The sequence below is a fragment of the Sphingomonas pollutisoli genome (genome assembly GCF_029167165.1).
GTDB classification, from domain to species: domain Bacteria; phylum Pseudomonadota; class Alphaproteobacteria; order Sphingomonadales; family Sphingomonadaceae; genus Sphingomonas; species Sphingomonas pollutisoli.
This window is the reverse complement of record NZ_JARFNJ010000014.1, coordinates 41,859-55,492: the sequence shown is the minus strand read 5'-3', so window position 1 is coordinate 55,492 and position 13,634 is coordinate 41,859. Positions and strand designations below refer to the sequence as shown.

13 protein-coding genes and 1 tRNA gene are annotated in these 13,634 nt (G+C 67.1%); 5 read left to right on the top strand and 9 right to left on the bottom strand.

Features of this window, described 5'->3' with window-relative positions:
* Positions 1 to 104 precede the first annotated feature (104 nt).
* The 5 genes from PX554_RS22440 to cpdR all read right to left on the bottom strand — a co-directional run bounded on the left by PX554_RS22440 (position 105) and on the right by cpdR (position 3,865).
* Complete coding sequence (locus PX554_RS22440; RefSeq protein ID WP_275504590.1) at positions 105 to 830, bottom strand: extensin-like domain-containing protein; 726 nt, start codon at positions 828 to 830, stop codon at positions 105 to 107.
* Entirely contained in the window at positions 830 to 1,588 is a 759-nt protein-coding gene (locus tag PX554_RS22435) for an NUDIX hydrolase (RefSeq protein ID WP_275504589.1), read from the bottom strand. Before PX554_RS22435 ends, PX554_RS22440 begins: the two co-directional genes overlap by 1 nt.
* Before the next feature lie 42 nt (positions 1,589 to 1,630).
* The gene (locus PX554_RS22430) at positions 1,631 to 3,217 is read right to left on the bottom strand and encodes an MFS transporter (protein WP_275504617.1); all 1,587 of its coding nucleotides are present in this window, start codon (positions 3,215 to 3,217) and stop codon (positions 1,631 to 1,633) included.
* A gap of 115 nt (positions 3,218 to 3,332) precedes the next feature.
* A tRNA-Val gene (locus PX554_RS22425) sits at positions 3,333 to 3,407 on the bottom strand.
* A gap of 83 nt (positions 3,408 to 3,490) precedes the next feature.
* A complete protein-coding gene (gene cpdR, locus PX554_RS22420) occupies positions 3,491 to 3,865 on the bottom strand; it encodes a cell cycle two-component system response regulator CpdR (protein WP_093222713.1) in 375 nt (124 codons plus the stop codon).
* Positions 3,866 to 3,972: 107 nt separating this feature from the next.
* Here cpdR and PX554_RS22415 point away from each other — a divergent pair, with 107 nt between their 5' ends.
* On the top strand, positions 3,973 to 4,824 hold the full coding sequence (locus PX554_RS22415; protein WP_275504588.1) for an N-formylglutamate amidohydrolase: 852 nt from the start codon (positions 3,973 to 3,975) through the stop codon (positions 4,822 to 4,824).
* A gap of 395 nt (positions 4,825 to 5,219) precedes the next feature.
* Here PX554_RS22415 and PX554_RS22410 read toward each other — a convergent pair whose 3' ends face one another.
* Together PX554_RS22410 and PX554_RS22405 are read right to left on the bottom strand one after the other, a co-directional pair.
* Positions 5,220 to 5,996, bottom strand: coding sequence for a SapC family protein (locus PX554_RS22410; protein WP_093222716.1), 777 nt, complete (start codon positions 5,994 to 5,996; stop codon positions 5,220 to 5,222).
* A gap of 62 nt (positions 5,997 to 6,058) precedes the next feature.
* Positions 6,059 to 7,507 carry an FAD-binding oxidoreductase gene (locus tag PX554_RS22405; RefSeq protein ID WP_275504587.1) on the bottom strand — a complete coding sequence of 483 codons (1,449 nt, stop codon included), beginning with the start codon at positions 7,505 to 7,507 and terminating at the stop codon, positions 6,059 to 6,061.
* Positions 7,508 to 7,614: 107 nt separating this feature from the next.
* Here PX554_RS22405 and PX554_RS22400 point away from each other — a divergent pair, with 107 nt between their 5' ends.
* The 3 genes from PX554_RS22400 (at position 7,615) to PX554_RS22390 (ending at position 11,487) form a co-directional block, all read left to right on the top strand.
* Positions 7,615 to 8,079 (top strand): hypothetical protein, encoded by a 465-nt coding sequence (locus PX554_RS22400; protein WP_256326117.1) that lies wholly within the window; start codon positions 7,615 to 7,617, stop codon positions 8,077 to 8,079.
* A gap of 97 nt (positions 8,080 to 8,176) precedes the next feature.
* A complete protein-coding gene (locus PX554_RS22395; protein ID WP_093222719.1) occupies positions 8,177 to 9,562 on the top strand; it encodes a DEAD/DEAH box helicase in 1,386 nt (461 codons plus the stop codon).
* 59 nt (positions 9,563 to 9,621) lie between these two features.
* Positions 9,622 to 11,487 (top strand): CocE/NonD family hydrolase, encoded by a 1,866-nt coding sequence (locus PX554_RS22390; protein ID WP_093222720.1) that lies wholly within the window; start codon positions 9,622 to 9,624, stop codon positions 11,485 to 11,487.
* 92 nt (positions 11,488 to 11,579) lie between these two features.
* Here PX554_RS22390 and PX554_RS22385 read toward each other — a convergent pair whose 3' ends face one another.
* The gene (locus PX554_RS22385; RefSeq protein ID WP_093222978.1) at positions 11,580 to 12,341 is read right to left on the bottom strand and encodes an ABC transporter permease; all 762 of its coding nucleotides are present in this window, start codon (positions 12,339 to 12,341) and stop codon (positions 11,580 to 11,582) included.
* Positions 12,342 to 12,349: 8 nt separating this feature from the next.
* Complete coding sequence (locus PX554_RS22380) at positions 12,350 to 13,285, bottom strand: ABC transporter ATP-binding protein (RefSeq protein WP_093222722.1); 936 nt, start codon at positions 13,283 to 13,285, stop codon at positions 12,350 to 12,352.
* 61 nt (positions 13,286 to 13,346) lie between these two features.
* On the opposite strand from PX554_RS22380, the gene PX554_RS22375 reads away from it, so the two are divergent.
* Positions 13,347 to 13,628, top strand: a complete 282-nt coding sequence (locus tag PX554_RS22375; protein ID WP_275504586.1) for a hypothetical protein — start codon at positions 13,347 to 13,349, stop codon at positions 13,626 to 13,628.
* Positions 13,629 to 13,634: the final 6 nt, after the last annotated feature.

Here is a 13,634-nt window from a genome sequence, read left to right as displayed (position 1 = left end):
CTTGCGGGAGGGGTCGGGGGGGCCTGTCCGATCGCGTACCGGCGGTTGACAGCCCCTCCCCTAACCCCTCCCGCGAGCGGGAGGGGGAAATATGGTAACTCACCTCACCGGCACGCACGCCAGCCCATCGCGCCGCGCGGCGCCTGGTCGAGATGCAGATGATTGCGGTGGGCGGCGTTGTATTCGGGTGACAGCACGGTCGCGAACAGTTTGCAGGCGCCGTTACGGACGGTGTGGAGGAAGGTCGCGCGCGGGCCGTCGCCCTTCCAATCGCCGCTCAGCGTGATCCGCGTGCCGTCGGCCAGCCGGAACGCCGACACGTCGATCGCGTCGGCGGTGCCATGTTCGCTGAGCGTCGTGCTGCTGCCACGAACCGGCCGGCAATTGTAGGTGCCGAGGTGCTCGATCGCGACCACCGGCGCGCCGAGATAGCGCTGCGCGGCGGGCTGGACGATATTCCACTCCCACATCGCCAGACCGGCCGCGACCGGACACGCCATCACCGGCGCCGCCGGCGCGAGCGCGATGCGACGCGCGCCCCCGGCGGCGAGGCGCAGGCCATCGGCATAGCCGCATATCCCGTCCTTGATCGGCGGCGCCGCCTCGAACCGTACCCCGGCCTCGGTGAGCAGTTTCTCACACTTCGGGTGTTCGCCGTGCAGCCCGGCGAGCTTGCGGCCGGTGAACAGGCCGACCGGCTGGCTCAGGTGCAGCGGTGTCCAGGGCAGATCCTCGGGGTTGGCACGCAAGCCCGCGATCGCGGCGAGGATCAGCACCAGCAGCAGCGCCGCGACCAGCACCGCCAGCGCGGCGCGTCGAAGTGCCGCCATCACCCGCGCTTCGCATCCGCCAGCGGCTCGGCCGTCACCGGATAGCCGAGATCGTCGGGGATGCAGAGATGCGGCACCCCGTCCCGCTCCTCGGTCCACGGAGACACGGTGCGAACCGGACAGGCCAGCGCGTCGGCGCGCGCATGCGCGAAGCCGGCGTAGCGGGCGAGCCGTTCGAGATTCCGGCGCGTCGGGAAGATGACATGCCGCCGCCCCATCGCGACCTCATCGAGCACGCGCCCGGCACCCGCCCAAAAGACGTGGGTGTTCTCGGTCGCATCGACCGTCGGCTCGGGCGCGCCGCCGGGAAGCGCGGCGAGGTAGAAGCGCGTGTCGAACACCCGCCGCGCGGGATGCGTCGGCACCCAGCGCGCGAACGGCACCAGCGGCGCGGGATCGATCGTGAAACCGTGCGCGTCCAGCGCGGTCCCAAGGGTCGTGCCTGCGTGCAGCGCCGCCCGCAGGCGCGCCACGGCGTCGGCGTCCGGCATCGGCGTGAGGCCGATCGGCACACCCGCTTCCTCGATCGTCTCGCGGATCGCGGCGATACGCGCGGCGATGTCCTCGGGCTCGCCGCCGAACCGCGCCGCCAGCGCGTGATCGCCCGGATCGACGCGGCCGCCGGGAAACACGGTCGCGCCGCCCGCGAACGCCATCGCCTTGGCGCGCTCGACCATCAGCAGATCCGGCGCGGCACCATTCCGATCGCGGAAGATCACCAGCGTCGCGGCGGGGACCGGTGTGTGCGGATCATCCATCGCCAGCCGGTCTAGGGCGGCGCACGGCGCGCGGCAATCCGGCTACTCGACCTCCGCCGTTCCAGCGCGCGTCTCGCCCAGCCCCCAGATCGTCACCAGCAACGCCATCGCCACCACCGCCATCGTGTACCACAGGCCCGAATAGGGATTGCCCGTGCGCGCGATGATATATTGGCTAATGAACGGCAGGAACCCGCCGAAATAGCCGGTGCCGATATGATACGGGATCGACATGGAACTGTAGCGGATGCGCGGCGGGAACATTTCCGACAGGAGCGCCGCCACCGGCCCGAAGGTCAGCCCCGACAGCGCCCCCAGCATCAGGATCGCGATCAGCATCACGACGATATTGCCCGCCGACGGCACGACCTTGTCGAGCTGGTAGCCGGCGCGTGTCAGCGCGGCGTCGAGCCCCGCCGGGCTGGTGTCGCGCACCGCCTCGCCGCCGATCAGCACCAGGGTCACCGGGGTATGCGCCTTGCGGTACGGTACCCCCTTCTTCGAGACATAATCGAGCAGCTTGCCGCACGCGTCCCGCTGCTTCGCGGCGAACGGATCATATTTGCAGTGCGGGCCTGAAACCACCACCGGCGCACGCCGCGACGCCTCGGCCAGCGCGGGATTGGCGGCGCTGCCCATCATCCAGTAGATCGGGAACAGCAGCAACAGCGTGGCGGCATAGCCGACCACGATCGGCGTCTTGCGCCCGACCCGGTCGGACAGCCAGCCGAACAGCACGAAGAACCCCACCCCGCTCGCCGCGCCGACACCGATGATGATCTGCGCGGCGGTATCGTCGACGCGCATCGTGCCGAGGAAGACCAGCACGCTGAACATCGCGGTGTACCAGATCACCGTCAGCCCTGCCGAGATGCCGAACAGGGCGACGAAGATGCGCTTGAGGTTGCCCGGAAAGGTGAAGCTCTCCACGAAGGGGTTCGCCGCGGTCTCGCCGCTGTCCTTCATCGCGCGGAACACCGGGCTTTCGGAGAGCTTGAGTCGCATCCACAGCGAAATCGACAGCAGCACCAGCGAGAAGATGAAGGGAAAGCGCCAGCCCCACGCCGCCCATGTCGCCGCCGGCATCAGCGCCTTGGCCGACAGCACGACGATCAGGCTGAGCAGGAAGCCGCCGACCACGCTCGCCTGGATGAAGCTGGTGTAGAAGCCGCTCTTGCCCGGCGGCGAATGCTCCGCGACGTAGATCGCCGCGCCGCCATATTCGCCGCCCAGCGCCAGCCCCTGCAATATGCGCAAGCCGATCACGATCAGCGGCGCGACCAGCCCGATCGATGCGCTCGACGGCACCAGCCCGACCCCGGCGGTCGCTAGCCCCATCAGCGCGATCGTGACGAGGAACGTATATTTGCGCCCGAGCCGATCGCCGAGGAAGCCGAACAGGATCGCCCCGAGCGGCCGGAAGCCGAACCCGACCGCAAACCCCGCCCAGGTCAGCAGCGTCTGCACCGTGACGTTATCGGTCGGGAAATACGCCTGCCCGATATATTTGGCGAGCGTGCCGTAGATGAAGAAGTCATACCATTCGAACATGGTGCCGAGCGACGACGCCGCGATGACACGCTGAATGTCGCGCCGGGTGGGCTCGATCACCCCCGCCTCTGCTGCCATCGTCGCCACGTCCGCGTCTCCCCTGCCCCGCGCGGATGTTTAGCGGCGCACGCGACGGCGGCAAGCCGGGCGCAGCAAAAAGGGCCGCGGATCCGGCGGATCAGCGGCCCTTTAATGGTGGGCGTGGCAAGGATTGAACTTGCGACCCCTGCGATGTCAACACAGTGCTCTACCACTGAGCTACACGCCCACGCGCTTGGCCCGTGAGCCTTGCGAGCCGCGCCCAATAACGGGGGTTTGCCCCGCACGCAAGCGCGGTTTGTCAGAAAAAAATCAGCCGCCGCTCACGCGCTCCATCTCGAACATGCGATCCACCTCCAGCACGAGCTCGCGCAGATGGAAGGGTTTGGAGAGCACGCGCGCGCGCGGGATCGTGTTGCCGGCCTTCAGCGTGACCGCGGCGAAGCCGGTGATGAACATCACGCGCAGATCGGGCGCTATCTCCCCGGCATGTTGCGCCAGCTCGATGCCGTCCATCTCGGGCATGACGATATCGGTCAGCAGCAGGTCGAAATGTTCGGTCTTCAGCAGCGGGATCGCCGCCGTACCGCGATCGACCGCGCTCACCGCATAGCCCGAGCGCTCCAGCGCGCGCGTGAGGTACTCGCGCATCACGCGATCGTCCTCCGCCAACAAAATCCGTATCATCGCGTTCCGCCCAAGCCTTCGAGCGGCGTCTATGCGCAAAGCCCTTAACATTTTCCAGCCGCCATCCCGTGATTGCGGTGGCCCGTGGCGGGGCGTAGGCTCGCGCCATGGCGCAGCCACTTCCGTCCTTCGATCTGTATGACGCGGACGCTCCGGCCAGCCCGGTCGTGCTTTCGGTGCCGCACGCCGGGCGCGACTATCCGCTGACGATGCGCGCGGCGCTGCGGGTCCCGCCGGCGACGCTCGTCGCGCTCGAGGATCGCCATGCCGATACGCTCGCGCTGGGCGCGCGTGGCGACGAGGCGATGATCGTGCAGCGCCGCGCGCGCGCCTGGATCGACCTCAACCGCAGCGAGCAGGAGCGCGATCCCGCCATCGACACCGGCGTGTCGTTGAAGTCGCTGCCGGCGGCGACCGCGAAGCTGCGCGGCGGCCTGGGGCTGATCCCGCGCCGCACCGCCAGCACCGGCGACATCTGGCGGCGCAAGCTCGACGGCGAGGAAGTGACCGCGCGAATCGTGCGGGATTACCGCCCCTATCACGCCGCGCTGCGCGGGCTGCTGGCGGCCGCGCGGGAGCGCTTCGGCGTGGCGGTGCTGCTCGACGTGCATTCGATGCCCTCGCTCGGGGCGGGACAGGCGTGCCTCGTGATCGGTGACCGCTTCGGTCGCGCCGCGCCGTCGCGGATGATCGCGCGGATCGAGGCCGAGGCCACCGCCGCCGGCGTGCCGGTGGCGCTCAACGTGCCCTATGCGGGCGGGCACATCATCGACACCCATGCCGACCCGGCGCGCCACATCTTCGCGGTGCAACTGGAGTTCGATCGCGCGCTGTACCTCGACGGCGCGCTCGACCGGCCCGGTGACGGCCTGATCGCGACCACCGCCTTGCTCCGACGGATCATCACGGCGGTGGCGGACGAAGCGCTTCCGGGCCCCGCCGCGATCGCGGCGGAATAGCCTCCCCGGCCCGCTCCCGACCCCACCAATCTCCAGCGTCGGAATACAAAAAAACCACCGCGTGCCGAGCACGCGGTGGCCAAGGTTCAGGGAGGAGATACGCTGAAAGCGTATCGCATGGCCTCGCGAAAGGGGGGACACGAAGCCACGCAACCGCAATATAGGCAGGGGGTATGGGGCCTTCAAGGCCAAAAAATCACATTGCGACGAACCCGCCGAAATGGCGGAAGTCTTACGCTTTTGTGACATTACCCCGTCCGATCGACGCGCGTGCGGCTATGATGCAGCGCCGCGTGACGCACGATCATCCACCAAAGGAAATGGGCTCCCGCGCGAGCGGAAGCCCATTGTCGAAGCCGGTAGGCACGGTGGGGCGAAACCCGCCCCGCCCCTGCTCAGTTCGGGAATTGCGGCAGCGGCACCTTGCCCAGACGGTTCTGGCGATCGAACACCTGCGGCATCAATTGCAGCGAGAACAGGTGCGCATAGAGCAGCGGCAACATGCCGTTCTTCTGGATCTTGCGAAGCTGGTCGCCGCGCAGCTCGTTAAGCTTCTCCTCGTTCACCATCTGGAAGCCGCGATACACGAACGGCTGCGGCGCGCCTTCGGGCTGGATCGAAATCTCGCCTTCCATCAACAGCCCCAATTCGCGCAGTTCGCGCATGAAATTGCCGGTGCGGGCGCCGGCCTCTTCGAACATCTCGTTGAACTGGAGGATGTTCTGGACGATCTCGGTCGGCTTGCCGTCTTCGAACAGCGGCTCGCCCTCGTCGAACGCGCCGATCACGTCGGCGGTCGAATCGAAGCACAGCGATAGTTCCTGCGCGTCCGGGGTCAGCTTGGCGAGCATGAACGGATAGCGGCGGACATAGGCCGGGACGTACACCGACGGATCGGTCAGCTTGCCTTCCTCGTCGATGAAGACGTTGACGCCTTCGTTCAGGCCCATCAGCGCGATCGGCACCGCATCGTCGCCCGCGGTGAAGACGATCGGCATGCTGCGCTGGACGTGGATGAACTCGTCGACCGTCACGGGAATCGCATGCTGGTTGACGAGGAACGGTGCGCGATCGATCTGGCGCAGCTTGAACGCGGCGTGCGCTCCGCTCGAAAGCGGTTCGAGCGCGTTGTAGAACAAGGGAAGCGAGGCTTGTTGCGGCGCGCTGGCCATACGTCATCTCCAAAGGGTCGTGTAAGCGGGCCGCTAGCGAGCGCGCCGATTGGCGCTGGCCTCTATGGCGCGCGCGGGATCGGCGCAAGCGTGACGAGCTTGCCGGGGTTCATAATCCCGTGCGGATCGAGCGCGCCCTTGATCGCGCGGAGCGTCGCGAGCCGCGCCGGTGGCGACAGCCGCTCGAGTTCGCGGAGCTTCATCTGGCCGATGCCATGTTCGGCCGAGATCGAGCCGCCGGACGCGACGACCAGATCGTTGACGAAGCGCGTGATGCCCGGTGCGTCCTCGGCATACCATCGCGCGGGATCGGCGCCGGCGGGCGCGCGGACGTGAAAATGGACGTTGCCGTCCCCGAGATGCCCGAACGCCGTGGCGTGGACGCCGGGGAAGCGTGCCTCGCACGCCGCCGCCGCTTCGATCATGAAGCGCGGCATGTCCGCTACCGGGACCGATATGTCGTGCTGCACCGCCGGGCCGCTGGCGCGCTCGGCCTCGGACAGAGAATCGCGAATTCGCCAGAGCGCTTCCGCCTGCGCCTCACTCGCCGCGATCACCGCGTCGGCCACCTGGCCGTCGGCAATGGCGGGGGCGAGCAGCCGTTCGAGCAGCACGGCGGGGGCCTCCTCCTGCGGCTCGCTCGCGGTCGCCTCGATCAGCACGTGCCAGCGATGCGTGCCCGCGAGCGGCGCACGCGTGCCCGGAACATGATCGAGCACGAGCCGGAGCGAATCGCCGGGGATGATCTCGAAACCCTCGATCGCGTGGGTCGCTGCTTCCAGGCGGCGCAGCAGCGCCAGCGCGTCGGCGGGATCGGCGAGTGCGGCCCACGCCACCGCGCGCCCGGCGACCGCCGGCGCCAGCCGCAACGTCACGGCCGTGACGACGCCGAGCGTCCCCTCCGCCCCGATCAGCAACTGGTTGAGGTCATAGCCGCGATTGTCTTTCTTCAGCGCCGCCAGTCCGTCATGAACGCTGCCGTCGGGCAGCACCGCCTCGACGCCGGCAACGAGTCCGCGCATCGTCCCGAACCGCAGCACCTGCGTGCCGCCGGCATTGGTGGAGGTCAGGCCGCCGATCGTCGCGCTGCCGCGTGCGCCGAGCGTCAGCGGGAAGCGCCGGCCCCGCTCCGCCACTGCCATATGCAGATCCGCGAGGATCACGCCGGCCTCGGCGACCGCGAGATTGTCCGCCGCCGAAATCGCGCGGATGCGGTTCATCCGCCGCAGCGACAGGATCAGCGCCGATCCGTCGGCGGGCGGGGTCGCGCCGCCCACCATCGAGGTGTTGCCACCCTGCGGCACGAGCGGCACACCGCGCGCATGCGCCAGCGCCAGCACCGTCACGACGCCCGCGAGCGTGTCCGGCGCGAGGATCGCAGGCGCATGGCCGTGGTAGCGCCCGCGCCAGTCGGCCTCCCACGGGGCGATGTCGTGCCGATCGGTGACGACCGCCTTTTCGCCGAGCGCCGAACGAACCGCATCGACGAGCGCGGACTGTGCTGTATTCATGGAACCCGCGCCTATCACGCGCGTGTTACGCCCTGCAATCGCACGGCCAAGTCCCGCCGTGCGAATTCATCATCTGTTCAAGCGTCGCGGTTAACCCGAAGAGGTCCATGTCGAATCCGGTCGCTACCCTCCTCGCGCTGCTGGCGCTCGCCCCTGCCGCAGCGGCGGATCGGCCGCGTGACGCGCCGATCGAGCGGATCGAAATGGCGCAGCTCACCTTCCATTCGCGCATCGTCATTCGCATCCCGCGCATGACCGATCCGCACGGAAGCCGCGAGCGGCCCGATCGGCCGGTGCGGCTGGAGGAAAAGCGCGGGCCGAAATGCGTGCCGCTGACCACGCTCGACCGCGCGGTCATCACCGGAAGCGACAGCATCGACCTGCTGCTCGAAACGGGCGAGCGCATCCGCGCGCGCTTCGACGACGATTGCCCGGCGCTCGACTTCTACCCCGACCTCTATCTGCGGTTGCCCGACGACGGCCTGCTGTGCGCCGGACGTGACGCGATTCGCTCACGATCGGGCGGGGTATGCCCGATCGAGACCTTCCGACGGCTCGTGGAACGGCGTTAACCTCCCCTTTTTCTTGACATTCGCGCGGCAATCCGCAAGCGCTAGGCGGGCCTGTAGGCGCTATCGCCCCGCGGCGCGTTAATAATCCGGAACCTTCATGACCTTTGCCGATCTCGGCCTTTCCGACGAACTTCTCGCAGCCGTGACCGAGGCCGGCTATACCGAGCCGACTCCGATCCAGGCCAATGCGATCCCGAGCGTGCTGATGATGCGCGACATCATCGGCATCGCCCAGACCGGCACCGGCAAGACCGCGTCGTTCGTGCTGCCGATGATCGACATTCTCGCCCACGGCCGCAGCCGCGCGCGCATGCCGCGCTCGCTGATCCTCGAACCGACGCGCGAATTGGCGGCGCAGGTTGCCGAGAATTTCGAGAAGTATGGCAAATATCACAAGCTCTCGATGGCGCTGCTGATCGGCGGCGTGTCGATGGGCGACCAGATGGCCGCACTCGAAAAGGGCGTCGACGTGCTGATCGCGACGCCGGGCCGGCTGATGGACCTGTTCGGGCGCGGCAAGATCCTGCTCACCGGCTGCTCGCTGCTGGTGATCGACGAGGCCGACCGGATGCTCGACATGGGGTTCATCCCCGATATCGAGGAAATCTGCACCAAGCTGCCGCCGCAGCGCCAGACCTTGCTGTTCTCGGCCACGATGCCGCCGGTCATCAAGAAGCTCGCCGACAAATTCCTCAGCAATCCCAAAACGATAGAGGTCGCGCGCCCGGCCACGGCGAACACCAACATCAAACAGTGGCTCGTCCCGGTCACCGCCTCCAAGAAGCGCGAAAAGCTCGAGGAACTGCTGAACGCGGTGGACGTGAAGACCGCCATCATCTTCTCGAACCGCAAGACCACTGTGCGCGACCTTAACAAGCTTTTGCAGCGCGCCGGCTTCCGCTCCTCCGAAATCCACGGCGACATGGAACAGGCGCAGCGCATCGCCGAGCTCGAACGCTTCAAGAAAGGCGATGTCAACATCCTCGTCGCCTCCGACGTCGCCGCGCGCGGGCTCGACATCAAGGGCGTCAGCCACGTCTTCAACTATGATGCGCCGTGGCATCCCGACGATTACGTCCACCGCATCGGCCGCACCGGCCGCGCTGGCGCGACCGGCGTCGCCTTCACCTTCGCGACCGCCGACGATGCCGAGAATATCGAGAATATCGAGAAGCTCACCGGCATGAAGATCGAGCGCTTCGAAGGCGCGATCGACGAAGCCCATGCCGAAGGCGAAGGCCCGCGCAAGCGCACGCGCGGGAAGAAAAAGGCCGAGCCGAAGGCCCCCGCCGCGAAGAGCGAACCGGTTGCCGAACCCGTCCGCGAAGCGCGCCCCCCGCGCGAAGACCGCGCGCCCCGCGACACGCGCCCGCCGCGCGACGATCGCGCCCCGCGCCGGGATCGCCGTGAGCCGGATGACGGCCCCGACGACGGCTGGAACGGTCCGATGCCAGACTTCCTGATGGCGCGTATCCCGCTCTGATCCCATTGGCAGCGCGCGCCGATCCCGGCTAGGCTCCCGGAAAACGGGAGGAAGTTCGGATGCGTGCCCCACCAAGTCTCATGCTGCTGCTGGCAGCCACGGCCCTGCCCGCACTCGTCGCCGCCCGCCCGCAAGCCGCCCCGGTTGCCGAGGCGGTGCAGCAGTCGCCCTTCACCTACGAAAAGGTGATGGTGCCGATGCGCGACGGCGCGAAGATGGAGACCGTCATCCTGCGCCCGCGCGACCGCGCCGAGCCGTTGCCGATCCTGCTCCAGCGCACGCCGTACGGGGTGCCGGAGTCTGCCCCCAAGACCATGCCGCTTGGCTGGCAGTCGCTCGCCAAGGACGGCTATATCTTCGTCTTCCAGTCGATGCGCGGGCGGTTCGGCTCGGACGGCGTGTTCACGCTGTCCACGGCGGTGCATCCCGCCGATCCCAAGGCGGTGGACGAGGCGACCGACGCCTATGACGCAATCGACTGGCTGGTCAAATCCGTGCCGGGCAATAATGGCCGCGTCGGCATGTGGGGGGTCTCCTACCCCGGCTTCGCCGCCGCCGTGTCGCTGGTCCACCCCCATCCGGCGCTCAAGGCGGTCAGCCCGCAAGCGGCGTGGATCGATTATTGGCAGAACGACGATCTCCACCGCAACGGCGCGCTGCGGTTGAGCTATACCACCGACTGGGTCTCGAGCCTCCAGGTCGACAAGACCCAAAACAAGCCGTTCGATTATGGCAATGTCGATACCTACGAGTGGTTCCTCGCGCTCGGCGCGGTTGAGACCCTTGACACGCGCTATTTCAAGGGCAGCGTGCCGATGCTGAACGCCTTGCTCGACCATCCCAACCACGACAGCTTCTATACCGGCCAGAACTGGACGACCGCGCTCGGCAAGACGACGGTGCCGACGCTCAACGTCGCGGGCTTCTGGGATCAGGAAGATCCGTGGGGAAGCTGGCAGATTTACCAGAAGCAGCAGGCCAACGATCCCGATCATCTCGCGCAGATGGTGGCGGGGCCGTGGGCGCACGGCACGTGGCAGGGCAAGATGGACATGCTCGGACGAATCCCGCTTGGCCGCGACACCGGCGCCGAGTTCCGCGAGCAGATCCAAGCGCCGTTCTTCCGCTACTGGCTGCACGGCACCGGCGAACGCCCGAGCTTCGAAGCGAAGATGCTGCAATCGGGATCGAATCTGTGGAAGACCTATCGGCATTGGCCGCCGGCGGGCAGCGCGCCGACCGACCTGTATTTGCACGCCGATGGCTCGCTCTCGTTTACCGCGCCGGCGAAGGGCGAGGCGTGCCGCGAGTATGTGTCTGATCCCGCCAATCCCGTGCCGTTCCGGCCGCGCCCGATCTCGTCGACCTATCCGCGCCCCGAATGGCGCTGGTGGGAAAGCGAGGACCAGCGCTTCGTCGATCATCGCCCCGACGTGCTGAGCTATGTCAGCGCACCGCTCGATGCCGACCTCACCGTCACCGGCAAGCTTGCGGCCACGCTGATGGCGAGCACCAGCGGCACCGACAGCGATTTCGTGGTCAAGCTGATCGACGTGCTGCCGCAGACCTACGAGCAGTTCGACATGGCCGCGCCGCTCGGCGCCTACACGCGCCAGCTCAACGGCTATCAGTGGCCGATCGCGATGGAGGTGCGGCGCGGCAAGTTCCTCGCCAGCGACACCGCGCCACGCCCGCTGGTGCCCAACCGCGTGATCGCCTGGGACGTCCCGCTGCGCGACCACGACCACGTCTTCCAAAAGGGCCATCGCGTCATGGTGCAGGTGCAGTCGAGCTGGTTCCCGGTGATCGACCGCAACCCGCAGACCTTCGTGCCCAACATCGCGCGCGCGAAACCGGCCGATTTCGTCAAGGCGACGCAGCGGGTGTGCGCCGGATCGAAGGTGACGCTGCCGATCATACACTGAACCGTCGCCCCGGCGCAGGCCGGGGCCGTTGCGTGTTGGGCGGCCGATGTGCTTCTTGACATAGCGGCCCCGGCCTGCGCCGGGGCGACGGATCAGTTCTTCAGCCGCCAGCCTGTGCGGAAGATCGCCGCGATCGCCACCAGACAGGCCGCCATGAAACCTGCGGTCACGCCCAAGCTCAACCCGATGCTGACATCGCCCTTGTCGAAGAAGCTCCAGCGGAACCCGCTGATGAGGTACACCACCGGGTTGAACAGGCTGATCGTCCGCCACGGCTGCGGCAGCATGTCGATCGAATAGAACGCGCCGCCGAGGAAGGTCAGCGGCGTGACGAGCAACGCCGGCACCACCGAGAGCTGTTCGAACCCGTTGGCCCAGATGCCGATGATGAAGCCGAACAGGCTGAACGTCACGCTGGTCAGCACCAGGAACGCGATCATCGCGAGCGGATGCGCGACATGGAGCGGGACGAACAACGCCGAGGTCGCCAGGATCAGCAGCCCGAGCACGATCGACTTGGTCGCCGCAGCCCCCACGAACCCCGCCACCATCTCCATCGCGGTGACCGGCGCCGACAGCAGCTCGAACACCGTGCCGGTGAACTTCGGGAAGTAGATGCCGATCGACGCGTTCGAGATGCTCTGCGTCAGGAGCGACAGCATGATGAGGCCGGGGACGATGAAGCTACCGTAACCGACCCCGCCGACCGTGTTGATCCGCGATCCGATCGCGCCGCCGAACACGACGAAATACAGCGACGTGGTGATGACGGGGGTGGCGACGCTCTGCCAGATCGTACGAAGCGAGCGCGCCATTTCGAAGCGATAGATCGCCCAGACGCCGTGGGTATTGATGCCTGCGCTCACGCCGCTTGCTCCTTGCGCTCGACCAAATCGACGAAAATGTCCTCCAGCGACGACTTGCTCGTCTCCAGATCCTTGAAGCCGATACCGAGCTCTGTCAGCTTGCGCAGGAGCGAGGGAATGCCGGTATGCTCGGCCTGTGCGTCGAAAACGTAGCGCAGGATATGCCCCTCGTCCTCTAGCGTCAGATGCCAGTCAGCGAGATCGGCGGGGGTCGCCGCCATCGGCTCCTGCAGCGAGATCAGCATCTGGCGCTTGCCGAGCTTCTTCATCAATTCGGTCTTCTCTTCGATCAGGACGATGCGGCCCTTGTCGATCACGCCGACGCGATCGGCCATCTCCTCGGCCTCCTCGATGTAATGCGTGGTGAGGATGATCGTGGTGCCCTTCTGGCGGAGCCGGTGGACCAGCTTCCACATGTCGCGGCGCAGCGCGACATCGACGCCGGCGGTGGGCTCGTCGAGGAACAGCACGTCGGGTTCGTGGCTAAGCGCCTTGGCGATCAGCACGCGGCGTTTCATCCCGCCCGACAGCTCGCGGATCCGCGCGTTGCGTTTGTCCCACAAGGACAGGTCGCGCAGGACTTGTTCGATATAGCTGTCGTGTCCGGGCTTGCCGAACAGCCGACGACTATAGCGGACGCTCGCCAGCACCGTTTCGAACATGTCGACCGAAAGTTCCTGCGGCACCAGCCCGATCACGCTGCGCGCGGCGCGGAAGTCGTGGATCGCGTCGTGCCCCATCACCGTGATCGTGCCGGTCGATGGCGTGACGATGCCGCAGATGATGCTGATGAGCGTGGTCTTGCCCGCGCCGTTGGGCCCGAGCAGCGCGAAGATTTCGCCTTTGGCGATATCGAGATCGACGGGATCGAGCGCGCGGTGGCCCGAGGCGTAGGTTTTCGAAACGCCCCGGACAGACAGGATCGGTTGCATGTGCTTCCCCTTGTGGCGGCGCAAATAGGGATGACCGCGCGGCACCGCAACGGCGCGTGCGTTGACGCGGCTCGTCCCAGCAATGCCACATCACAAAGGGTTAACGATTTTTCCGTGGCATCCTGTGGTGCATCGCGACGTTGTGCCGCGACGCAGAGCTTTCAACGTCTTTGAAATGGGGGCAACAATGACTTTGGAAGACATGATCGACCTGGCGCGTCGCTCGCGCGAATGCGCCGAACGCGCGCAGCGGGAAGCGGCGTTCTGGCAGCGGATGATCGATCAGCGGATGCACGCCGGAAGCGCGCAGGCCGAGCATGAAGCCGTGTCCGCCTATCGCTAGGAGCAG

Excerpts from the sequence above, each read along its gene's own strand:
- PX554_RS22410 (WP_093222716.1), bottom strand. The coding sequence starts at position 5,996 with ATGGCCAGCGCGCCGCAACAAGCCTCGCTTCCCTTGTTCTACAACGCG.
- PX554_RS22415 (WP_275504588.1), top strand. The coding sequence starts at position 3,973 with ATGGCGCAGCCACTTCCGTCCTTCGATCTGTATGACGCGGACGCTCCG.
- PX554_RS22390 (WP_093222720.1), top strand. The coding sequence starts at position 9,622 with ATGCGTGCCCCACCAAGTCTCATGCTGCTGCTGGCAGCCACGGCCCTG.
- PX554_RS22430 (WP_275504617.1), bottom strand. The coding sequence starts at position 3,217 with ATGGCAGCAGAGGCGGGGGTGATCGAGCCCACCCGGCGCGACATTCAG.
- PX554_RS22435 (WP_275504589.1), bottom strand. The coding sequence starts at position 1,588 with ATGGATGATCCGCACACACCGGTCCCCGCCGCGACGCTGGTGATCTTC.
- PX554_RS22400 (WP_256326117.1), top strand. The coding sequence starts at position 7,615 with ATGTCGAATCCGGTCGCTACCCTCCTCGCGCTGCTGGCGCTCGCCCCT.
- PX554_RS22380 (WP_093222722.1), bottom strand. The coding sequence starts at position 13,285 with ATGCAACCGATCCTGTCTGTCCGGGGCGTTTCGAAAACCTACGCCTCG.
- PX554_RS22395 (WP_093222719.1), top strand. The coding sequence starts at position 8,177 with ATGACCTTTGCCGATCTCGGCCTTTCCGACGAACTTCTCGCAGCCGTG.
- PX554_RS22440 (WP_275504590.1), bottom strand. The coding sequence starts at position 830 with ATGGCGGCACTTCGACGCGCCGCGCTGGCGGTGCTGGTCGCGGCGCTG.
- cpdR (WP_093222713.1), bottom strand. The coding sequence starts at position 3,865 with ATGATACGGATTTTGTTGGCGGAGGACGATCGCGTGATGCGCGAGTAC.
- PX554_RS22405 (WP_275504587.1), bottom strand. The coding sequence starts at position 7,507 with ATGAATACAGCACAGTCCGCGCTCGTCGATGCGGTTCGTTCGGCGCTC.